The organism is Lentzea sp. HUAS12 (assembly GCF_024125735.1).
In the GTDB taxonomy this organism is placed as follows: Bacteria; Actinomycetota; Actinomycetes; order Mycobacteriales; family Pseudonocardiaceae; genus Lentzea; species Lentzea albida.
Genome location: NZ_CP099738.1, coordinates 6,262,104 through 6,284,059 on the forward strand (window position 1 = coordinate 6,262,104; position 21,956 = coordinate 6,284,059).

Sequence of the window (21,956 nt, forward strand, 5' to 3'; positions counted from 1 at the left end):
CAGCCACCCGTTCAGGAGGGGGAAAAGCGCCGCCAGTCTTCAGCCGCAAGAGAATCAAGACCTTCGGCCCGTGCCTTGGCTTCCGCCTCGCGGACGTTCGCGGCGAAACGGCGGCACACCTGGCGCAGCTCGGTCTCCGGGTCCTCGCCCGCGAGCTTGGACAAAGCGGTCACGGCGAACAACGTCGTGCCCGTGTCGTCGCCTTCGGGAAGCAGGTCGACGGGGAAGCCCGCGCGTTTGGTGCGCTGCACCAGCTTCGCGGCCAGCGCGACCGCCGGCTGACCGAGCGCCACACCGTCCACACTGGACTCGCGCTTCTTCTCGACCTGCTTGAGCTCCTCCCAGCGGTGCTGCTGCGAGGTCGCGTCGTGCACGGCCGGGTCGCCGCCCTCGAAGACGTGCGGGTGCCGGCCGACGAGCTTCGCGACCAGTTCGGACGCCACGGCGTCGATGTCGAACGGGTCCTCGGCGTCCTCGGCGGCGACGCGGGCGTGGAAGAGCACCTGGAGCAGCACGTCGCCCAGCTCCTCGCGCATCGCAGCGCGGTCGCCGTCCTCGATCGCCTCCAGCAGCTCGTAGGTCTCCTCGAGCAGGTACTGGCGCAACGAGTCGTGCGTCTGCTCGGCGTCCCACGGACATCCACCCGGCGACCGCAGCCGGTGCATCACCGCGGCCGCGTCGAGCAGCGCGGCGCCCAGCGGCTCCGGCGTCGTGATCACGTCGGCGTCCGGGTAGCCGGACGCGTCCGTCGTGATCACCACCGAGCCGTCGGGCACGACGGCGGGCGCGGGCCCGTCGACGCCCAGCGCGGACCACGCCTCCAGGGGCACGCCCTCGCCCGCGTACACGGCCTCGGCTGTGCGCAACGCGGGCAGGGCGGCGGCGGGCAGCACGGCGTCGAGCCGCCCGCTCAGGACGACAACGGTGATCAAGACTTGTTCTTCGTCGCGGCCACGCCGACGAAACCGGCGCGCTCACCGGCGTTGCCGACGACCTGCGCGTTGGTCGGGTCCCACACGCCGTAGCGGGGGTTGACCTCGATGTTCAGGTCCGCGGAGAGGAACTGCGCGATCCGCAGGCCGAAGGCCGCGAGCAGCTGCGGGTCGATGCGCTCGACGAGGTCCTCCTCGCCCGGCCGCGCCGAGACCTTGTTGCGCTCCTTGACGAGCGCGACCATCCAGCTGGACTGCTGCTCGTCGGCCGGGAAGGCGACGACGGTGCCGGGCTTCACGCCCCACAGCATCGTGTGCACCAGCGACGGGTTCTCGGTGACGCGGACCCGCTGGTTCGTCGCCGAGGCCTGCTGACCGGTGCTGGTGCGCGGGGCCTCCTGCACGAACCGCGACATCTTCGAGGAGTCGGCGACGACCTCGGCCGCCTTCTCCTTGGCCTCCTTCGGGTCCTGGACCTGGAAGAAGTCGATCACGACCTCGAGCGTGGAGAGGTTGCGGCGGGCGAGTTCCCCCATCACCAGCACGTCGCGCTGGCGGCGGTAGATCGTGGTCTCGTCCTGCTCGCTCTGCTTGGCCGCGGCCTCGGGGCCGCCCTTCTCCTGGATCGCGTCGTACACCTTGGTCTCGTCGACCGTGATGTTCTCGCGCTCCGCCGCCCGCGCGGCGATGAGGTGGGAGATCTCGTCGGCCAGCACCAGCTTGGAGACCTGGTCGAGCTTGCCCTGGTCCTGCATCTGCTGGGCGGCGGGCTCCTTCTTGAGCACCTTCACGGTGCGGTCCTGGACGGTCTCCAGGTTGATCGTCTGGTCACCGACGATCGCGGCCGACCCGGCCTTGGCAGGACCGGTGCCACATCCGGTGGCCAGAAGAGCCACAGCCACACCGACCAGCGAGAAACGCTTCAGAACAGTGCTCACGAGGATCTACCTTCTCACGCCTTGGTGACCGCGGTCACGGGAGTCCCCGCGAGTGAGTCGAGGAACGCACCGCACCAGTCCAGCAGCTCCTGGTCGCGCAGCTGCGGTGCACCCATCCGGCCGCCCGCCGCTCCCTCCGTCGGCCGGGGCACGGTGACCGTCCCGACGGCCTGCTTGTAGACGGCCTTCGGGAACAGCCGGCGCAGCCTGACCAGCTGCGAGTCCTTCAGCTCCAGCTTCGCGAACCGCAGGTTCTGACCCATCGCGATCACCTCGGTGACCCCGTGGCGGCGGCAGGCGTGGCGCAGCCGGGCGACGCCGAGCAGGCGCTCGACCGGTTCCGGCGGGGTGCCGTAGCGGTCCTTGAGCTCGTCCCACACGGACTGGAGCGCGGCCTCGTCGGAGGCGGCCGCGATCTTGCGGTACGCCTCCAGCCGCAGCCGCTCGCCCGGCACGTACTCGTGCGGGATGTGCGCGTCCACGGGCAGGTCGACCCGGACCTCGGCGAGCTCTTCCTCCTCGACGCCCCCGTCGGCTCCGGCGTGCTTGCGGAACGCCTCGACGGCCTCGCCGACCAGCCGCACGTAGAGGTCGAAGCCGACGCCGGCGATGTGCCCGGACTGCTCGGCGCCGAGGATGTTGCCGGCGCCGCGGATCTCCAGGTCCTTCATCGCGACGGCCATGCCGGCGCCCAGCTCGGTGTTCTGCGCGATCGTCGCGAGCCGGTCGTGCGCGGTCTCGGTCAGCGGCGTCTCGGACGGGTACAGGAAGTACGCGTACCCGCGCTCGCGGCCGCGGCCGACGCGACCGCGCAGCTGGTGCAGCTGGGCGAGGCCGAGCAGGTCGCCCCGTTCGACGATCAGCGTGTTGGCGTTGGAGATGTCGAGACCGGTCTCGACGATCGTGGTGCAGACCAGGACGTCGAACTCGCGTTCCCAGAAGCCCTGGATGATCTTCTCGAGCCTGTCCTCGTTCATCTGGCCGTGCGCGGTGACGACCCGCGCCTCCGGCACCAGCTCGCGGATGCGGCGCGCGGCCTTCTCGATCGACGAGACCCTGTTGTGCACGAAGAAGACCTGGCCGTCGCGCAGCAGCTCGCGGCGGATCGCGGCACCGACCTGCTTGTCGTCGTACGCGCCGACGTAGGTGAGGATCGGGTGCCGTTCCTCCGGCGGGGTCAGGATCGTGGACATCTCGCGGATGCCGGCGAGCGACATCTCCAGCGTGCGCGGGATCGGCGTCGCGGACATCGTCAGCACGTCGACGTGCGTGCGCAGCGCCTTGATGTGCTCCTTGTGCTCCACACCGAAGCGCTGCTCCTCGTCGACGATCACGAGGCCCAGGTCCTTGTACCGCACGGTCTTCTGCAGCAGCCGGTGCGTGCCGATCACGATGTCGACCTCGCCGTCGGCCAGGCCCGCGATGGTCTGCTCGGACTCCTGCGCGTCGGTGAACCTGCTGAGCCCCTTGATGTTCACCGGGAACTGGCGCATGCGCTCGGAGAACGTGTTGAGGTGCTGCTGGGCCAGCAGGGTCGTCGGCACCAGCACGGCGACCTGCTTGCCGTCCTGCACGGCCTTGAACGCCGCGCGGACCGCGATCTCCGTCTTGCCGTAGCCGACGTCACCGCAGATCACGCGGTCCATCGGGACACCGCGCTCCATGTCGGCCTTGACCTCGTCGATCGCGGCCATCTGGTCCTGCGTCTCGGTGAACGCGAACGCGTCCTCCAGCTCGCGCTGCCAGGGCGTGTCACTCGCGAACGCGTGCCCGGGAGCGCTCTGGCGGGCCGCGTAGAGCTGCACCAGTTCGGCCGCGATCTGCTTGACCGCCTTGCGCGCCTTGGACTTCGTGTTCTTCCAGTCGCTGCCGCCGAGCTTGTTGAGCGTGGGCAGCTCGCCGCCGACGTACCGGCTGACCTCGTCGAGCTGGTCGGTCGGCACGAACAGCCGGTCGCCGGGCTGGCCGCGCTTGGACGACGCGTACTCCAGCACGAGGTACTCGCGGGTGGCACCCGCGACCGTGCGCTGGACCATCTCCACGTACTTGCCGATGCCGTGCTGCTCGTGCACCACGAAGTCGCCGGCCTTCAGCGCGAGCGGGTCGACCGCGTTGCGCCGCTTGGACGGCATCTTGCGCATGTCCTTCGTGGACGTGCCGCCGCGGCCACCGGTCAGGTCGGTCTCGGTGAGCACCACCAGCGCGAGGTCGGGCAGCGAGAAGCCGTCCTCGAGGCAGCCGCGCACGACCGTGACGGTGCTCGTCCTCGGCGCCTCGTCGAGGGAGTCGAGGCAGACGGCGGAGACTTCGGCTTCCCTGAGGCGTTCGTAAGCGCGTTGCGCGGTGCCGGCGCCCGGCACGACCAGGACGGCCGCGCCACCGGTCGCGGTGTGCGCCTTCAGGTCGGCGAACGCGCGCTCGACGTCGCCGGAGTAGGCCTCGACCGGCTTGACGTCGAGGTGCACGACGTCCGGCGCGTCGGTGGTGAGCTGGCTGAGCGTCCACCACGGACGGTCGTTCGCCTTCGCCTGCTCCGCGACCTCGCCGATGCCCTGGTAGGCGCTGCGCCCGAGGTCGATCGGCGCCTTGCCACCGCCGGCGGCCGCCATCCACGACGCCTCGAGGAACTCCTGCCCGGTGCGGACCAGGTCGGCGGCGCGGGCCCGGATCTTCTCCGGGTCGTTGAGCAGCACGTGCGTGCCGGGTTCCACGACCTCGGTGAGCAGCTGCAGCTCGCCGGGGCACAGCGCGGGGATGAGCGCCTCCATGCCCTCGACCGCGACGCCGCCCGAGATCTTCTCCAGCATCTCCGCGAGGTGCGCGTCCGACCGGTGCTCCTCGGCGAGCTCGGCCGCGCGCTGCTTCACGTCCTCGGTCAGCAGCAGCTCGCGGCACGGCGGCGCGACGAACTCCTGGACCTCCTCGGGCAGCGAGCGCTGGTCCTGCACCGAGAACGGCCGGATCTCGCTGACCTCGTCGCCCCAGAACTCGACGCGGTAGGGGTGCTCGGCCGTGGGCGGGAAGATGTCGAGGATGCCGCCGCGGGTCGCGTACTCGCCGCGCTTCTCGACCATGTCGACGCGGCTGTAGGCGTTCTCGGCCAGGCGCGTGACCAGCTCGACGAAGTCCTGCTCCTCCCCGACCACGAGGTGCACGGGCCTGAGGTCGCCCAGCCCCGGCGCCATCGGCTGGATGAGGCTGCGGACCGTCGTGACCAGCACCTTGATCGGGTTGCCCTCGGGGTGCTTGAGGCGGCGGAGCACCTGCAGGCGGGCGCCGACCGTGTCCGCGCGCGGCGACAGGCGCTCGTGCGGCAGCGTCTCCCAGCTCGGGAAGAACGCGACCTTGTCCGCGCCGATCAGGTCTTTGAGGACGTTCGTCAGCTCTTCGGCTTCTCTGCCCGTGGCGGTGACGGCCAGGACGGGCCTGACCGTGGACAGCGCGGCCGTCACGAGCGGGCGGGCGGCGAGCGGGCCGTCGAGCTCCAGCTCGGGGATACCGGCGGAGTCGATCAGCGTGCGGAGTGCTTTGTCGGGCAGGACACCATCGAGCAGGCCGAGCAGCGGCATGTGAGAAACCCCGGTCGAGTGCGGAGCGGCGGAGGATTTGCCAACGCCGGGCAGACCCCTGCCTGGGACGAGGGGTCTCACCACCCACTTTAGCTCGTTCCGCGAACCCTCATCGGGTGGTTCGAGTGCCGCTCAGGCGGGTTCCCACGCGATGAGCCGTTCGAACACGCGCCGGTCGCCCCGGGACTCCAGCTCGCTCAGGTCACGGCGGCCGTACATGAACAGGACCAGGTCACTGGCGGTGGCACTGGCCTCGGCGGTCGGCGTGACCTGGGACGTGGTGCGCGCGCCGTTCTCGTCGAGCCTCAGCCACCAGCTCGGGCCCTCCGCCGCGTGGTAGGCGATGGTCGCGGGCTCGTGCGGCCACGGGGACGTCGTCGTGACGCAGGTCTGCAGGAACTCGTCGACGCCGTCGAGCGCGATCTCCTCCGGCAGCGGTTCCGCGGCGCCGATGGTGATCTGGGCGTCGTAGGTGTGGACCGCGAGCTGCTGGAGCTGGTGGCGGGCGACGGCGGCGGCGTTGTGCGGCGACCCGGTCCACCAGGCCCAGCACCCCTGGTCGGGGCCTGCCGCCTCGAGGGCGGCCAGGAGCTCGGCGGTGGCGTCCTCCAGCCAGGCGAGCAGCTCGTCGCGCTGCTCGGGCATCGGGACGTCGGTGACGGCGGCCTTCGCGGTCGCGGGGCCCGCGGCGACGGTGGCGGCCCAGGCGCGGCGGCCGTCGCCGATGTGCCGCGCGAGGTCGGCGAGCGTCCACTCGGGGCAGGTCGGGACCTTCACGTCGAGGCTCGGGGCGGCGGCGACGGCGGCCCGGAACGCGGCGGAGCGTTCGTCGATCAGGCGGAGCAGGTCGGAAAACCCCAGGGTGTTCTGCACCGGGGGTGTCTAACATCCCGGCGCTGTGGGACAAAGGGAAATACGGGCCGACTACGACGATCGGTCCATCGTGGTCTACCAGGCCTATTCGCCGGCGATCGCCGAGCCCGCCGTGGCGGCGCAACGGTTCGTGCCGCCGTTCAAGATGGAGCGGATGACGTGGATCAAGCCGTCGTTCCTCTGGATGATGTACCGCTGCGGGTACGCGCTCAAGGAAGGCCAGGAACGCGTCCTGGCCGTGCGGATCACCCGATCGGGCTTCGATTGGGCGGTCTCCAACGCCGTGTCGAGCCGCATCCCCGGCAAACCGGCCGTGCGCGTGCAGTGGGACCCGGAGCGCGGCCTGCACCACGAGGCGCTCCCGTGCAGATCCATCCAGATCGGCCTGACGCGCGAGGCCGTCGACAGGTACGTGAACGAGTGGACGGTCGGCATCACCGACGTGACCGCACTGGCGCACCAGGTCCACGAGAAGGTGCGTGAGGGTGATCTGGACGGAGCGCGCGCGTTGCTGCCCGTGGAGCGGCCTTACGGAACCACCACGGCACAAAACGCATAGTTGGGACATGCGCGCACTCGTTGCTGCAGGGTTGGTGCTGGTCGTCGCGGCCTGCTCGTCGCCGGAACCGGGCGGCAACGCGCCGTCGAAGGCTCCCGCACCTGCGGGCTTGAAGGTCGAGGAGGTCGCGGGCGGGTTCCAGCACGCGTGGGACATCGGGTTCCTGCCCGGCGGCGCGATGCTCGTCACCGAACGGCCGGGCACCCTCAAGCTGGTCGAGGGCGGCCGGGTCACGCCCGTCGACATCGACCTGGGCGACGTCCAGGCGCGTGGCGAGGGCGGCCTGATGGGGCTCGTCATCCACCCCGACGACCAGCGCTTCACCGTTTGCTACAACACCAGCACCGACGTGCGGCTGGTGACGTTCCGCCTCGAAGGCACCCGCGCCACTAAGGTGAAGGACCTGCTCACCGGCATGCCGTCGAACTCGAGCGGCCGCCACTCCGGCTGCCGGCCGACGCTGGCGCCGGACGGCACGATGTTCGTCGCGACCGGGGACATCGCCCAGGCCCGCAACCCGCAGGACCGCACCAGCCTCGGCGGCAAGGTGCTGCGGATCGACCCCGAGACCGGCGAGGGCGCGAAGGACAACCCGTTCGCGAGCTCCGGCAACGCCAACGAGCGCCGCGTCTACAGCTACGGCCACCGCAACGTGCAGGGCGTGGTGTTCCGCCCGGACACCGACCAGATCTTCTCGAGCGAGCACGGCCCGTCCGTCGACGACGAGGTCAACCTCGTGCAGAAGGGTGCCAACTACGGCTGGGACCCGTCGCAGGGCGGCACGCAGAGCAGGTACGACGAGAGCGTTCCCATGACCGACCTGGAGCGGTTCCCGGACGCGGTGCCGGCGGTGTGGTCGTCGGGTTCGCCGACCGAGGCGATCTGCCAGGCGGCGTTCTGGAACGGCAAGCTCGCGATCACGGCGCTGAAGGGCACGAAGCTGCTGTTGTTCACGCTCGACGCGGACGGCAAGGTCCAGAACGTCAGCATCCCGGACGAGCTGAACGACAAGTACGGACGACTCCGCGCCGCGCGCACGGGGCCGGACGGGGCGCTCTACGTGACGTCGTCGAACGGCAGCGACGACAAGCTGCTGAAGCTGACCGGGAACGCGTGAAGTCCGTCCGGGCTGTCCGACCCCTCGACGAACAGCCCGGACTTCAAGCCGTCCCACTGGGAGTCATCGCTGCGGCGTGCACGCGCCGTTTCACCCTCCGCCACGACTTCAGCCTTGTGCACTAACAAAGGGCGCGCCGTACGTGCAGATGCACTAAGAGGTCAGGACCGGCTGCGCAGCCTGGGTTTGTGCTCCAGGGCCGACAGCCCGTTCCACGCCAGGTTCACGAGGTGCGCCGCCACCTCGTCCTTCTTCGGCTTGCGCGCCTCGAGCCACCACTGCCCGGTCAGCGCGACCATCCCGACCAGCGCCTGCGCGTAGAGCGCGGCGAGCTTGCGGTCGTAGCCCTGCTCGGCGAAGTGCAGCGCGAGGACGTGCTCGACCTGCGACGCGATGTCGTTGAGCAGCGACGAGAACGTGCCCGAGGACGACGCGACGGGCGAGTCGCGCACCAGGATCCGGAACCCGTCCGTCGAGCCCTCGATGTAGTCGAGCAACGCGCAGGCGGCCCGTTCGAGCAGCTCACGCGGGTGCGAGCCGCCGTCCAGCGCGTCGACGATCTGGTCCATCAGGCGCTGCATCTCGCGGTCGACCACGACGGCGTAGACGCCTTCCTTGCCGCCGAAGTGCTCGTAGACGACGGGCTTCGACACGCTGGCACGGGCGGCGATCTCCTCGACCGACGTCGCGTCGAAGCCCTTCTCGGCGAACAGGGAGCGGGAGACGTCCAGGAGCTGTTCTCGGCGCTCCTTGCCCGTCATCCTGACCCTGGCCACCGAGTCAGCCTACAAAGGTCACTTCCTCGCGGTGATCCTGGCCGGACGCCGTTCGCGGGAACACCACGCCGTGTCGCCTGGAATCGAGACCTCGACCGGGCATCATCGACGGATGGCCAGACGCAAGATCATCCGGATCACCGCGACCTCGTTGCTCGTCCTGCTCGTGCTGGTCACGGCGGCCCTGGGCGGCATCGGCTGGTACTACAGCAACGAGCTGCTCAAACCCGCGGAGGCGTTCCCGCAGCGCTACCCGGAGACCGCGCTCGGCCTGGACGACGAGAACCTCGTCCTCGCCGAGTCGAAGCTCAGCACGTTGCGCGGCACGTTCGGCGTCGTCTGGCCCGGCGGCACCGCGAAGGTCGGCGACGTCGCCTCGAACAAGGACGGCCGCGTGCAACGTCCTCTGCTCGAAGGCACCGCACCGCCCGAGGGCACGAAGGTGCGCATCGAGACCGACGTCTACGAGGGCAACCCCAAGACGTCGCTCGGACTGGTCTACAGCGACGTCGCGATCCCCGGCGAGCTCGGCGACATGCCCGCGTGGCTCGTCCCGGCGTCGAACAGGGACACGTGGGTGATCACGGTGCACGGGCGGGGCGCGTCGCGCGAGGAGGCGCTGCGGGTGGTCCCCCAGCTCCACGCCGCCGGGCTGCCGGTCCTGCTGATCACCTACCGCAACGACCCCGGCGTGCCGAAGTCGCCGGACGGCCTCTACCACCTGGGCGACACGGAGTGGCACGACGTCGAGGCCGCCATCCACTACGCGCAGGGGCAGGGCGCGAAGAAGGTCGTGCTCTACGGCTGGTCGATGGGCGGCGCGATCGTCGGCCAGACGCTGGCGCGGTCCAGCTCCGCGTCCACCGTGAGCGCCGTGGTGCTCGACTCCCCGGTCACGAACTGGACGCAGACGTTGAACCTCCAGGCGCAGAACCGGGGCGTGCCGACGTGGCTCACGCCCGTGGCGGAGGTCGTGTCCGGCTGGCGCGCGGACCTCGACTTCGACCGGTTCGACCTGGTCGCGAACCCTCCCGCGGTCAAGCCTCCGACGCTGGTCATCCACGGCTCGGCGGACGGCACGGTGCCGGCCCAGTCGTCCCGCGACCTCGCGACCGCGGCGGACGGCCTGGGGTGGCCCCTGCGGTACGTCGAGATCCCGGGCGCCGACCACACCTCGGGGTGGAATGTGGCGACGGACACGTACCGCGCCGCGCTGGGCGACTTCCTGACCAGGTCAATCGGCGCCGGTCCCTGATCTTGAACTGAGCCGAGCGAGTGGTGGTTGGACAAGAGCAGGACCACTCGTGACAACATGTGCCCTGAGGCGGGCGCGAGTCCGCCCGTTCCGCCATGGTGTAAAGGCAGCACCTCTGATTTTGGTTCAGATGGTCCAGGTTCGAATCCTGGTGGCGGAGCAGGGGGCCTTGAGGGCACAGGGTCGCGGTCCTGGGAGGTGGAAGCTGCCCGAGGAAACGGTCGACGAGCACGGGAACGTGGGCCACCGCCACCACGAGATGTCCGACGCGTGGCTGGTGGGTCGCGCGAGCGAACTTGTCGCCGTGGCCCAGAGCAGCCACCTGGCCGCGCAGCTCGACGCGGCGTCCGAGATCGACCACATCCTCGCCGAGGCGCAGGGCCGTGGAGAGCCCCGCATCGTCGCGCAGCTGCTCAGAGCCGCGGCCGTGGTCCGGTTGGTCACGCCCGGCCTGGTCGACATGTCCGACCCGCAGCTCGACGAGATGCTCAGCCACTGCCGCCGCCACGGCCTGATCGTGCTGGAGGCGGACGCGCGGGCGTTGCGCGGACGCCGGTTCCTGCTGGGCAACGCCGAGGACAAGGCGCTCACCGAGATCGCGGCGGCGCTCGCGATGATGCTCGACGAGGAACCGGACGTCGACCCGGTCTTCGACAAGCGCGTCTGGGACCAGCTGCTGGCCAACACGTTCCAGGACATCGCGCTGGTGCTGACCCAGCTCGGCGTCTACGAGATGGCGGACGACGTGCTGGCGGGCGCGAACAACGCGTTGCGCGAGAGCGGCCAGCCCCACCAGATCTACGTGCACCTGGTCAACCGCGCGCGGTTGCGGATCGGCTGGGGCCTGCGGCTCGAACGGGTGAACCTGCACGACGCCGCGCACGAGCAGTTCCGCGTCGCGTCCGGGCTCGCCGAGGCCGCCGAGGTCCCGTTCCGGCAGTCGCTGCACCCCGGCCGGCGGGACATGGACGCCGCCGAGCAGGTGCCGATCCTCGGTGCCGCCCACGCGCTGACGAACCCGAGCGAGGGCCACCTCGACCGGCTGTGGTCGTTGCGCGGCCTGTCGATGTACGCGCGGGAGCTGATCATCGTCGCGATCGCGCTGGCCCGGTGCCTGGTCGAGGCGAACCGGCTGGACGACGCGCTGAAGGTCCTCGACGACACGCGCACGCAGATGGAGCACGACACGTCGGAGCCGTCGCTGGTGCTGTCGCTGGAGCGCGAGTACGCGCACCTCTGCGGCCCGCACACGACGTCGGCGTTGCAGGCGTACAACGCGGCGCTGGAGCTGGAGCTGTGGCAGATGCGCGAGTCGCGCGTGGCCACGTTGCAGACGCGCCGCGAGCACGAACGGCTGACACGCGCGCACGGCGCCATCGCGCAGCAGGCGTTGCAGGACCCGTTGACCGGGCTGCCGAACCGCCGCGCGCTCGACGACAAGATGGCCGAGCTCATCGCCGGTCAGGTCGACCCGTTCTCCATCGCGCTGGTCGACCTGGACGGGTTCAAGGGCGTGAACGACCGGCATTCACATGCCGAGGGTGATGATGTCCTCCGGGTGATTGCCAGCACACTCCGGCAGGCCCTGCGGGGTGACGACATGGTGGCCCGCTACGGCGGCGACGAGTTCGTCGTGCTGCTGCCGGGAGCCCCTCTGCACGCCGCGGAAGCGGCACTCGGCCGAGCCGTGGATGCGGTGGCGGGCTTGCCAATCGACCTCTCCCGAGGGGTGACGCTGTCGGTCGGCGTCATCTCCCTGCGCCCCCGCGAATCCGCGAACCAGGCCCTGTCAAGGGCCGACTCCGCGATGTACGTGGCGAAGCGCCAAGGTGGCTGCCAGGTAGCGGCCGTGGCCGGGGAGCCCTCCGCGGAGGCTTAGGCTGGTCCGCGGACTTCGAACCACCCAGCCTGTTAGGGAGAGCATTGATGCTCGAGGGCCCTGTCAGCACGGTCGTGCTCGCCGCCGGGGAAGGCACCCGCATGCGGTCGTCCACGCCCAAGGTGCTGCACCGGATCGCCGGACGCTCACTCGTCGAACACGCGGTGCGCGCGGCGGCCGGCACAGACCCCGACCACCTCGCCGTCGTCGTCGGACACGGCCGTGAAGCAGTCACCGAGCATCTGGAATCTCTCGCCGGGGCGCTGGGCCGCAAGGTCACCGTCGCGGTGCAGGCCGAGCAGAAGGGCACCGGGCACGCGGTCGGCTGCGGCCTGGCCGAGCTGCCCCACGACCTGGCCGGCACGGTCATCGTGAGCTACGGCGACGTGCCGCTGCTCGACACCCAGACGTTCACGGCGCTGCTGGCCGAGCACTCGGCGGCGGGCAACGCGGTCACCGTCCTCACGGCCGTGGTGGACAACCCCACCGGGTACGGCCGGATCGTCCGCGACACCGACGGCAGCGTGCAGCGGATCGTGGAGCAGAAGGACGCCTCCGCGACCGAGCAGCTGATCACCGAGATCAACTCGGGCGTGTACGCGTTCGACGCGGCGGTGCTGCGCGACGGGCTCTCGCGGTTGTCCACCGACAACGCGCAGGGCGAGCTCTACCTGACCGACGTCCTGGGCATCGCCCGCGGCGACGGCCTGCGCGTCGGGGCGCTGATCGCGTCCGACCCGTGGCTGGTCGAGGGCATCAACGACCGCGTGCAGCTCGCGGCCGTCGGCGCCGAGATGAACCGCCGCATCGTCGAGGGCCTGATGCGCGGCGGCGTGACCGTCGTCAACCCGGCCTCGGTGTGGGTGGACGCGGACGTGCAGGTCGGCCAGGACGCCCTGATCGAGCCGAACGTGCAGCTCCGCGCGGGCACCGTGATCGGCTCCGGCGCGGTGGTCGGCCCGGACACGACGCTCTCCGGCGTGACGGTCGGCGCCGGCGCCTCGGTCGTGCGGACCCACGGCAGCGACTCGGTGATCGGCGACGGCGCGTCCGTCGGCCCGTTCGCCTACCTCCGCCCCGGCACCTCCCTGGGCGTGAAGGGCAAGATCGGCACCTTCGTCGAGACGAAGAACTCGACCATCGGCGAGGGCTCCAAGGTCCCCCACCTGTCGTACATCGGTGACGCCACGATCGGCGACCACAGCAACATCGGCGCGGCTTCGGTGACCGTCAACTACGACGGGGTGAACAAGCACCGCACGATCGTCGGTTCCCACTGCCGCACCGGCTCGGACAACATGTTCGTAGCGCCGGTGACCGTGGGCGACGGCGCGTACACCGGCGCGGGCACCGTCCTGCGCCGCGACGTCCCACCGGGCGCGCTCGCCGTGTCCGGGGGCCCACAGCGCAACCTCGAAGGCTGGGTCCTCAGCCGTCGTGAGGGCACGGCCGCCGCTCAGGCAGCGGCCGAGGCCCTGGCGAAGCAGAATGCCGACGAGAAGACAGAGGAGGGTCGCTGACCGTGAACCCGCAGATGCCCGGCACACCGAAGAAGAACCTGATGCTCTTCGGCGGGCGTGCCTACCCGGAGCTGACGGAAGAGGTCGCGAAGCACCTCAACGTCACGGTGACCCCGCAGTCGGCCTACGACTTCGCGAACGGCGAGATCTTCGTCCGCTTCGAGGAGTCCGTGCGCGGCTGCGACGCCTTCGTCATCCAGTCGCACACCGCGCCCATCAACCAGTGGCTGATGGAACAGCTGATCATGGTCGACGCCCTGAAGCGCGCCAGCGCCAAGCGCATCACCGTGATCATGCCGTTCTACCCGTACAGCCGTCAGGACAAGAAGCACCGCGGCCGCGAACCGATCTCCGCGCGCCTCGTCGCCGACCTGTTCAAGACCGCGGGCGCCGACCGCCTGGTCTCCGTCGACCTGCACACCGCGCAGATCCAGGGCTTCTTCGACGGCCCGGTCGACCACCTGTGGGCCATGCCCCTGCTCGCGGACCACATCCGCGGCAAGTACGCGGGCCACGACATCACCGTCGTCTCCCCCGACTCGGGCCGCACCAAGCTGGCGGAGAAGTGGGCGGACACCCTCGGCGGCACGCCGATCGCGTTCATCCACAAGACCCGCGACCCCCTCCGCCCGAACGAGGTCGTCTCGAACCGCGTCGTCGGCAAGGTCGAGGGCCGCCTCTGCATCGTGATCGACGACATGGTCGACACCGGCGGCACCATCGCCGGCGCCGTGAAGCAGCTGTTGAACGAGGGCGCCTCCGACGTGGTCATCGCCGCCACGCACGGCATCCTCTCGGGCCCGGCGACCGAGCGCCTGCAGGACTCGGGCGCCCGCGAGGTCGTGTTCACCGACACGCTCCCGATCCCGGCCGAGAAGCGCTTCGCGAACATGACCGTCCTCTCGATCGCGCCGCTCCTGGCCCGCGTGATCCAGGAGGTGTTCGAGGACGGCTCGGTCACGAGCCTGTTCGACGGCAACGCCTGACGTTCCCTTCGAAAGGGGCCTCCCCGTCCACACGGACGGAGAGGCCCCTTTCGCTTCGCCGCGACGCCGAAGGCGAGCCGTCCTGAGCGCGAGGCCTGGACGGGACCCCACCGCCAACGCAACAGGCAGCCGCCCAACGCACCAGGCGTGCCATCAACCCGCGAGCGGCGCCACCCCGATTCAGATTGCCGGGGGTCTGGGGGCAGAGCCCCCAGGGGAAGCACGCACCGCGACAGGCCGCACGCAAGGTGCCCACGCCCAAGCCCGGCCCACCCGCCCCGTCCCCAAGCGCCACAGCCCCGGAACCACCCCGAACCGCTCCCAAGCACCCCCAAGCACCCCCGATTGGCCTCCACAACCAGCACTCACCTACACTGGTCGGGTTGCCTCGGCGAGGGCGAGCTCCCCAGCTCGGCGTGATCGACGCGGTGGCTTGATGCCGCGCGTGTTGACCCTATTTCCGCGCTGCTCGCCGCCGCAGGCCACCACCAAGCCTCAACCGCTGAAAACTTGTGCACCGCCCCGACGTACAAGGCCAGACTTGTGTAAGGAGTACCCCACCGTGTCCGAGGTTCGTCTCGCCGCTGAGCAGCGCACCGAATTCGGCAAGGGCGCAGCCCGCCGTACCCGTCGCGCCGGCAAGATCCCCGCGGTCCTCTACGGCCACGGTTCCGACCCGAAGCACCTGGCCCTGCCGGCGCTCGAGTTCGCCCGTGTCGTCCGCGAGCACGGCCAGAACGCCGTCCTCACCCTCGCCCTCGGTGGCGAGAGCGAGCTGGCGCTCACCAAGACCGTCACCACGCACCCCATCAAGAACTACATCGAGCACGTCGACCTGCTGCTCGTGAAGCGCGGCGAGAAGGTCACCGTCGAGGTGCCCCTGGCCATCTCGGGCGAGCCCGCCTCGGGCACGCTGCTGACGCAGGACCTCAGCACGATCCAGATCGAGGCCGACGCGCTGAACATCCCCGAGCAGATCGAGCTGTCGATCGCGGGTCTCGCCGCCGGCACCCAGATCCACGCCAGCGACCTGACGCTGCCCGCGGGTGCCGTCCTGATCACCGACGCCGAGGCTCTGGTCGTCGCCGTCAACGAGGCGCCGTCCGCGGCGCAGCTCGAGGGTGACGACGCGGCTGCCCCGGCCGAGGTCACCGAGGAAGACTGAGCCCCATCACGTCGGGCCGAAACGACGGCGCGTCGCCTCCTCACGAGGGGGGCGGCGCGCCGTCGCAGTACCTGCGCCCGGCCGATGTCCGGTCGAAGACCTTCCGCCGCAAGCGGCAGGGCTACGACCCCGGGCAGGTCAACGAGTTCCTGCAGATCATCGCCGACGCCCTGTCCGGTCGTCTCCGGCTGAACCCGGACCACATCCGCACCGTCAGGTTCGCGGCGGTCCCCAACGGCTACGACCCGCTGAGCGTCGACGGTGTCCTGCACCTGCTGGAGTTCCAGGTCCGCAACGGCATCGTGCCGCCGACGGGCCTGAACAGCGGCGAGGACCTGCGCGGGCGCAAGCTCCCGAAGGCGGGCACCGGCTACGACCGCGCCGAGGTCGACGCCTTCATCGCCCGTGCCGCGGCCAACCTGGACGGCCGTGGCTCGATGACCTCGACCGAGATCCGCAACACCCGGTTCAGCACCACGTCCGGCCTGCTGGGCAAGGGGTACCAGGTTCAGGCCGTCGACACGTTGCTGGACGATCTCGAGCAGGAGTTGCGGTTCCGTGGACGCTGACCTCGCCCTCGTCGTCGGGCTGGGCAACCCAGGCCCCAAGTACGAGGGCAACCGCCACAACATCGGCTTCCTCGTCCTCGACGAGCTGGCCGCGCGCATGAGCGGCAAGTTCAAGGCGCACAAGTCGGGCGCCGAGGTCGTCGAGGGCCGTCTCGCGGGCCACCGCGTCGTCCTCGCCAAGCCGCGCAGCTTCATGAACCTCTCCGGCGGCCCCGTCGCGAGCGCCGTGAAGTTCTTCAAGCCCACCACGATCCTCGTGGTCCACGACGAGCTGGATCTGCCGTTCGCCCAGCTGCGCATGAAGCTCGGTGGCGGCGACAACGGCCACAACGGACTCCGCTCCATCACGAAGTCCCTGGGCACCAAGGACTACCACCGCCTCCGCTTCGGCGTGGACCGCCCGTCGGGCCGCCAGGACCCGGCCGACTACGTCCTGAAGGACTTCTCGACCGTCGAACGCAAGCAGCTCGCCCTGGAGATCGACCGGGCGGCGGACGCGGCGGAAGCCCTCGTCACCAAGGGCCTGGAAGCCGCACAAAACGCTTTCCACTAGCGGCACAATGGACGGCATGACCAACCGAAAGGGCCATGCCGCCTAAGCGCCGCCCCGACGTGCTGAAGGGCCTCTCCGGCCGCCTCGTGGCCGATCTGGAGCGCCTGGAACGCAGCCGCGACCACTTCTACCAAGGCGCTGTCACGAGCGCGCTCCGCACCTGGACCGCGTGGCAACGCTCCCCGGCCAGCAACCACTGGCCCGATGGGCCGCAGGACCACGACCTCTACCCGGACCACGACCCGTTCCACGCCCGTGAGGTCCTCGAAGCCGCCGCCCACGCACTCCCCCGCAGGACCGCGAGGGAGCTGCGCGAACGACTCCGGGAACTCGACGACATCTAGACCAGGGCGGCCGCCGAGGACCGCCGGAGCTTGCCCGACGGCGTCTTCGGCAACGTCCCCGGCGGCTGCACCACCACGGCGAACGGCCTCAACCCGACGGCGTCGACCACGCGTGCCGTGACCTGCTTGACCAGGTCCTTCTCGGCGTCGGCGTCACCGGCGAGCTTCGACTCCAGCACGACGGCGAACCGTTCGCGCTGGGTGCCGGCGTCCAGCCGCACGGCGACGGCGTTGCCGGGGCGCACGCCCTCGACCGAGCAGGCCGCGCGCTCCACGTCGGTCGGGTAGATGTTGCGCCCGCCCATGATGATGACGTCCTTGCGGCGCCCGCAGACGACGACCTGGCCGTCCTCCACCAGGTAGCCGAGGTCCCCGGTGGACAGCCAGCCCTCGGCGTCCTGAGTGGCCAGTGGGCCGTTCACGGTCAGGTAGCCGGGCGTCACGGCCTCGCCGCGGATCTGCAGCTCGCCGACGTCCCGGACGCCCAGCACGGCGCCGTCGTCCGACACGACCCGCAGTTCCAGGCCGGGCAGCGGCGGACCGAGCAACGGGAACGCGCGCCCGCCCTCCGTGGGCACCGCGCGGTGCTTGGACTCCAACGCGTCCGCGTCCACGACGTCCACCGACAGGCCGGTGAACAGGGGTGCGAACGCGACGCCCAGGGTGGTCTCCGCCATCCCGTAGGCCGCGAGGATCGACTCGGGGCGCAGACCGAACCGCGCACCGGCCGTCACGAACGCCTCCACGGCCGCCGGGTCGATCGGCTCGGCGCCGTTCAGAGCCAGGCGCATCGAGGACAGGTCGAACGAGTCGGACGACGAGGCCAGGCGGCGCGCCACGATCGCGTAGGCGAAGTTCGGCGCGGCGGTGATCGTGCCGCGGTGGCGGGTGATCAGGTCGGCCCACAGCGTCGGGCGCGACAGGAAGTCGACGGGCGTGACCTTCACCAGTTCCAGGCCGAACAGCATCGGCACGGTCAGGAAGCCGACCATGCCCATGTCGTGGAACAGCGGCAGCCACGAGATCATGACGTCGGAGGACGGGTCCAGGGCCGCCGCGACGCGCATGCCCTCGGCGTTCGCCATGAGGTTGCGGTGGGTGATGCGCACGGCTTTCGGATCAGCCGTCGATCCACTCGTCAACTGCAGCAGTGCCGTGGCATCCTCGTCGGTGGGAACAGGAGCAGCGATCGGTTCCGCGTCGAGTTCGGAGAGCAGCTTGTAGGGCACTCCGTGCTGGTCCAGGACGGCAGCCAGGGCGTCGAAGGGGCTGCCGAGCAGGACCAGGTGCGAATCGATCATGGCGAGCACCCGCAGCGTGTCCTCGGCCCACTCGGCCAGGTCGGTGCGCGGTGTGGGTTGATGCAACATCGTGACGCTGCCACCACAAAGCCATGCGGCCTGCACGGCTGGGGCGATCACGGCTGGTTCGGCGGCGAGCACGGCGATCGCGGTGCCCGGTGCCACGTCGAGCGCACCGGCCATCCGCCGGGCGCGTTCGTGCACCTCGGCCCACGTCCGGCGGACGGGCGCGGCGGGTTCCCCCGTCGTCATGCCCCTGTCGCTGCCGCTGGAGGCCGTCGCCAGCATCACATCCACGAACTGACTCATGTTCGCGATCGTAGTGGCGGCCTTTGGTCCATCAGGGCGAAACGTTATGCCACGCGAAACGCGATACTCCCCAGTACAGGTACGCAGGAGGAGGTCATTGGTGGATCGGGGCGGTCCCGGAGCGCAGCATCGTCTACCCGCGCATCCGGCTCCTCTGCTCTCCGCGCAGGACGTGGCACTGGTCGCGTTCCACCGTCCCCCGCGTGGTCAGCGCGGGTACGACGCGGCTGAGGTGGACGCGTTCCTCGACAGGGTCGAGGGCACCATGAAGAGCAAGGACATCCTCACGCGCGAGGACGTGCTCAACGTCAGGTTCAGCACGGCGACCCGAGACCCGGGCTACGACGTGAACGAGGTCAACGTCTTCATGGAACTCGTGGCGGACACGCTGCGGTCCACTCCGCAACGGGTGCAGGCCGCCGCGCCGGCGCAGGGCGCGCACGCCACGTCGCAGGCGATGAGACCCGCGGTCAGGTTGTCCCCCGACGACGTCGCCGCCGTGCGCTTCCACAAGCCCAGACCGGGGACCCGCGGCTACCACGAGGGGCAGATCGACGCGTTCCTCGACCGCATCGAGCAGACCCTGCGAGGCAGGGACAACCTGACCGCCCAGCAGGTGCAGGACGCCGTGTTCGGCGAGACCGCCCCCGGCACGTTCGGCTACGACTCCGAGGACGTCGACACGTTCCTCGACCTCGTGGTCCTGATGTTCGAGACCGCACCGCCGCCGCGCGACCCGGGCCCGCCGACCACGCAGATCCCGCCGCAGCTCCCCCAGCAGCAGCAACGCCCGCAGCAGCGCGGCGCCCAGCCGGACCCGCGTCCCCAGCCGCAGCAGCGCCCCCGCAAGGCCCAGCAGCAGCCGCGGACGCCCGCGCAGCAGCCCGCGTCCCAGCAGTCCGTCGACGCGGCGAAGTTCACCGCCGCGGACATCCGCAACATCGCGTTCCACCGCCCTCCGCGCGGCCGCCGCGGCTACCAGGAGTCCCAGGTGGACGCGTTCCTCGACCGCATCGAGGCGACACTGCTCGGCCAGGACAACCTGACCGCGAAGGACGTCCGCGACATCCGGTTCTCCCGTCCCCTGATCGGCAGGCGCGGGTACGACGAGACCGAGGTCGACGCGTTCCTCGGCCAGATCGAGCAGCAGTTCTCCGGCCCGGTGCGCAGCAGCATGCCGACGGTGAAGTCCTGGAAGGACCTGCGCCAGCTGCGGATCCCGCAGGCGGCATCCGGTCAGCGCGGCTACCGCACCGCGCAGGTCGACAGGATGCTGGAGGAGATCGGCGTCGCGCTCGACGGCATGCTCGGGGCGACCGCCGACGAGGTCATGAAGGCGCGCTTCAGCTACGCGCTGCTCTCGGGCCAGGGCTACGACACGTCGTTCATCGACGAGTTGCTGCCCCAGCTCGCCGAGGAGCTGCGCCGCCGGGGCAAGTAGCCCCGGCGCGGGCTAGGCCAGGTACCGCTCGGGACGGTGCCGCTCAGCCCTCGACGACCTCGGCGGCGGCCATCCACGCGGTCTCCACTTCGGACTCCTCCGCCAGCACGGCCCTCAGCTCGGCGTCGAGCTTGAGCAGCCGGTCGGGCTCGGTCGCGGCCTCGGCCAGCGCCGCGTGCAGCTCGGCTTCCTTCTTGTGCAGCACCTCGAGGCGCCGCTCCAGCCGGGCCAGCTCCTTGCGGGCGGCGCGCTGGTCGGCGGCGTTCGACGGCGCCTTCTCGGCGGCCGGCGCGGCGGTGGACTGCCTGTCGCGCAGCGAGTCCCGGCGCTGCAGGTACTCCTCGATGCCGCCGGGCAGGTCGGTCAGCTTGCCGTCGCCGAAGAGCGCCACGACCTTGTCGCAGACGCGCTCGACGAGGTAGCGGTCGTGGGAGATCACGACGAGCGTGCCGGCCCACGAGTCGAGCAGGTCTTCCAGCTGCTGCAACGTGTCGATGTCGAGGTCGTTGGTCGGCTCGTCGAGCAGCAGCACGTTCGGCTCGGCCATCAGCAGCCGGCAGAGCTGCAAGCGCCGCCGCTCGCCACCGGACAGGTCCGAGACGGGCGTCCACTGCTTCTGCGACGAGAACCCGAAGCGCTCGCCCAGCTGCGAGGCCGACATCTCGTACTTGCCGAGCACGACGCGGCGCGCGACCTCCTCGATGGCCTCCAGCACGCGCATCGACCCGTTGAGGTCGAGCAGCTCCTGCGAGAGGTGCGCGATCTTGACCGTCGCGCCCTGGATCCGCTTGCCCGACTCGGTTTCCCGTTCTCCGGCCAGCAGGCGGAGCAACGTCGTCTTGCCCGATCCGTTGACGCCGACGAGACCGATCCGCTCACCGGGACCGATCCGCCACGTCAGGTCCTGCACCAGCACGCGGTCCGGAATGGACAGCGTGGCGTCCTCGAGCTCGATCACCGTGCGGCCCAGGCGCTTCTTGGCGAACGCCAGCAGCTCCACGTTGTCCCGCAGCGGCGGCACGTCCGCGATCAGGGCCTCGGCGGCCTCGATGCGGTAGCGCGGCTTCGAGGTGCGGGCGGGCGCGCCGCGGCGCAGCCAGGCGAGCTCCTTGCGCGCCAGGTTCTGCCGCTTCTCCTCCGCCGCGTCCGCGAGCCGCTGCCGCTCGGCGCGCGCGAAGATCCAGTCGGCGTAGCCGCCCTCGTACTGCTCGACCTTTCCCAGCACCACTTCCCACGTGCGGTTGCAGACCGTGTCGAGGAACCACCTGTCGTGCGTGACGACGACGAGCGCGCACTTGCGGGCCAGCAGGTGCTCCGCGAGCCACCGCACGCCCTCGACGTCGAGGTGGTTCGTCGGCTCGTCGAGCACGAGGAGTTCGAGGTCCTGGATCAGCGCGGCCGCCAGTGCGACGCGGCGGCGCTCGCCACCGGACATCGTGGAGACCACGGAGTCGAGGCCCAGCGCCGTGATCCCGAGTCCGTCCAAAATGGACCGGACGCGGGCGTCGGACGCCCACTCGTGCTCCGCGTCGAAGCCGAGCGGGTCGATCACCGCGTTGCGCACGGTCGAGCCCTCGGGCAGTTCGGTCCGCTGCGTCACGACGGCCATCCGCAGGTCGCGCGATCGCGACACGCGGCCGTCGTCGGCGGGCTCCACCCCGGCCAGCACCTCGAGCAGCGTCGTCTTGCCGCCGCCGTTCAGACCGACGACGCCGATGCGGTCGCCCTCGTTGACGCCGAGCGACACGCGGTCGAGCAACGGCCGGACGCCGAACGACTTCGACACGGACTCCAGGTTGACCAGGTTGGCCATCAAAACCTCACGACTAGTAAGAAACTGCCCGGTGCAGGCTACCCAGGCAGGCCAAAT

The 21,956-nt window shown here is 70.4% G+C and carries 18 protein-coding genes, 1 tRNA gene and 1 pseudogene; 13 read left to right on the plus strand and 7 right to left on the minus strand.

All coding sequences use genetic code 11. The features are described from left to right. Positions 1 to 11: 11 nt before the first annotated feature. The 4 genes from ND450_RS28545 to ND450_RS28560 all read right to left on the minus strand — a co-directional run bounded on the left by ND450_RS28545 (position 12) and on the right by ND450_RS28560 (position 6,312). Positions 12 to 932 (minus strand): MazG family protein, encoded by a 921-nt coding sequence (locus ND450_RS28545; protein WP_089909272.1) that lies wholly within the window; start codon positions 930 to 932, stop codon positions 12 to 14. Continuing rightward, positions 929 to 1,870 carry a hypothetical protein gene (locus ND450_RS28550; protein WP_089909267.1) on the minus strand — a complete coding sequence of 314 codons (942 nt, stop codon included), beginning with the start codon at positions 1,868 to 1,870 and terminating at the stop codon, positions 929 to 931. The genes ND450_RS28545 and ND450_RS28550 overlap by 4 nt, the downstream gene beginning before the upstream one ends. Positions 1,871 to 1,884: 14 nt before the next feature. Further along, positions 1,885 to 5,439, minus strand: coding sequence for a transcription-repair coupling factor (mfd, locus tag ND450_RS28555; protein ID WP_253321633.1), 3,555 nt, complete (start codon positions 5,437 to 5,439; stop codon positions 1,885 to 1,887). 132 nt (positions 5,440 to 5,571) lie between these two features. Beyond that, positions 5,572 to 6,312 (minus strand): maleylpyruvate isomerase family mycothiol-dependent enzyme, encoded by a 741-nt coding sequence (locus ND450_RS28560; RefSeq protein ID WP_253321634.1) that lies wholly within the window; start codon positions 6,310 to 6,312, stop codon positions 5,572 to 5,574. Positions 6,313 to 6,337: 25 nt separating this feature from the next. Between ND450_RS28560 and ND450_RS28565 the strand changes: the two genes are divergently transcribed. After that, a complete protein-coding gene (locus tag ND450_RS28565) occupies positions 6,338 to 6,871 on the plus strand; it encodes a DUF4291 domain-containing protein (RefSeq protein ID WP_253321635.1) in 534 nt (177 codons plus the stop codon). Between the two features lie 7 nt (positions 6,872 to 6,878). Further along, positions 6,879 to 7,988 carry a sorbosone dehydrogenase family protein gene (locus ND450_RS28570; protein WP_253321636.1) on the plus strand — a complete coding sequence of 370 codons (1,110 nt, stop codon included), beginning with the start codon at positions 6,879 to 6,881 and terminating at the stop codon, positions 7,986 to 7,988. A 161-nt stretch (positions 7,989 to 8,149) separates the two neighbouring features. Here the strand turns inward: ND450_RS28570 and ND450_RS28575 are convergent, their stop codons facing one another. Continuing rightward, positions 8,150 to 8,749 carry a TetR/AcrR family transcriptional regulator gene (locus ND450_RS28575; protein ID WP_253328017.1) on the minus strand — a complete coding sequence of 200 codons (600 nt, stop codon included), beginning with the start codon at positions 8,747 to 8,749 and terminating at the stop codon, positions 8,150 to 8,152. 127 nt (positions 8,750 to 8,876) lie between these two features. Here ND450_RS28575 and ND450_RS28580 point away from each other — a divergent pair, with 127 nt between their 5' ends. The 10 genes and pseudogenes from ND450_RS28580 to ND450_RS28625 all read left to right on the plus strand — a co-directional run bounded on the left by ND450_RS28580 (position 8,877) and on the right by ND450_RS28625 (position 17,035). Then, positions 8,877 to 10,019: a S9 family peptidase gene (locus ND450_RS28580; protein WP_253321637.1), complete on the plus strand. Its 1,143-nt coding sequence runs from the start codon at positions 8,877 to 8,879 to the stop codon at positions 10,017 to 10,019. 89 nt (positions 10,020 to 10,108) lie between these two features. Continuing rightward, positions 10,109 to 10,179 (plus strand) — tRNA-Gln (locus ND450_RS28585). Beyond that, positions 10,150 to 11,898: a GGDEF domain-containing protein gene (locus ND450_RS28590; protein WP_253321638.1), complete on the plus strand. Its 1,749-nt coding sequence runs from the start codon at positions 10,150 to 10,152 to the stop codon at positions 11,896 to 11,898. The genes ND450_RS28585 and ND450_RS28590 overlap by 30 nt, the downstream gene beginning before the upstream one ends. A gap of 47 nt (positions 11,899 to 11,945) precedes the next feature. Continuing rightward, complete coding sequence (gene glmU, locus ND450_RS28595) at positions 11,946 to 13,418, plus strand: bifunctional UDP-N-acetylglucosamine diphosphorylase/glucosamine-1-phosphate N-acetyltransferase GlmU (protein ID WP_253321639.1); 1,473 nt, start codon at positions 11,946 to 11,948, stop codon at positions 13,416 to 13,418. Positions 13,419 to 13,432: 14 nt separating this feature from the next. After that, the gene (locus ND450_RS28600) at positions 13,433 to 14,404 is read left to right on the plus strand and encodes a ribose-phosphate diphosphokinase (RefSeq protein ID WP_253328018.1); all 972 of its coding nucleotides are present in this window, start codon (positions 13,433 to 13,435) and stop codon (positions 14,402 to 14,404) included. A gap of 562 nt (positions 14,405 to 14,966) precedes the next feature. Then, positions 14,967 to 15,569 carry a 50S ribosomal protein L25/general stress protein Ctc gene (locus ND450_RS28605; RefSeq protein ID WP_253321640.1) on the plus strand — a complete coding sequence of 201 codons (603 nt, stop codon included), beginning with the start codon at positions 14,967 to 14,969 and terminating at the stop codon, positions 15,567 to 15,569. Positions 15,570 to 15,640: 71 nt separating this feature from the next. Further along, positions 15,641 to 15,733, plus strand: a pseudogene (locus tag ND450_RS45770) (DivIVA domain-containing protein); the annotation flags it as partial. Positions 15,734 to 15,871: 138 nt separating this feature from the next. Then, positions 15,872 to 16,138, plus strand: coding sequence for a DivIVA domain-containing protein (locus tag ND450_RS28615; protein ID WP_253321641.1), 267 nt, complete (start codon positions 15,872 to 15,874; stop codon positions 16,136 to 16,138). Beyond that, a complete protein-coding gene (gene pth / locus ND450_RS28620; protein ID WP_089909240.1) occupies positions 16,128 to 16,691 on the plus strand; it encodes an aminoacyl-tRNA hydrolase in 564 nt (187 codons plus the stop codon). The genes ND450_RS28615 and pth overlap by 11 nt, the downstream gene beginning before the upstream one ends. Positions 16,692 to 16,726: 35 nt before the next feature. Beyond that, on the plus strand, positions 16,727 to 17,035 hold the full coding sequence (locus ND450_RS28625; protein ID WP_253321642.1) for a hypothetical protein: 309 nt from the start codon (positions 16,727 to 16,729) through the stop codon (positions 17,033 to 17,035). Here the strand turns inward: ND450_RS28625 and ND450_RS28630 are convergent. Continuing rightward, positions 17,032 to 18,645, minus strand: coding sequence for a fatty acyl-AMP ligase (locus ND450_RS28630; RefSeq protein WP_253321643.1), 1,614 nt, complete (start codon positions 18,643 to 18,645; stop codon positions 17,032 to 17,034). The genes ND450_RS28625 and ND450_RS28630 overlap by 4 nt on opposite strands. A gap of 100 nt (positions 18,646 to 18,745) precedes the next feature. Between ND450_RS28630 and ND450_RS45880 the strand changes: the two genes are divergently transcribed. Continuing rightward, on the plus strand, positions 18,746 to 20,086 hold the full coding sequence (locus tag ND450_RS45880) for a DivIVA domain-containing protein (protein ID WP_305885180.1): 1,341 nt from the start codon (positions 18,746 to 18,748) through the stop codon (positions 20,084 to 20,086). A gap of 43 nt (positions 20,087 to 20,129) precedes the next feature. Here ND450_RS45880 and ND450_RS28655 read toward each other — a convergent pair whose 3' ends face one another. Then, on the minus strand, positions 20,130 to 21,899 hold the full coding sequence (locus tag ND450_RS28655) for an ABC-F family ATP-binding cassette domain-containing protein (RefSeq protein WP_089909230.1): 1,770 nt from the start codon (positions 21,897 to 21,899) through the stop codon (positions 20,130 to 20,132). Positions 21,900 to 21,956: the final 57 nt, after the last annotated feature.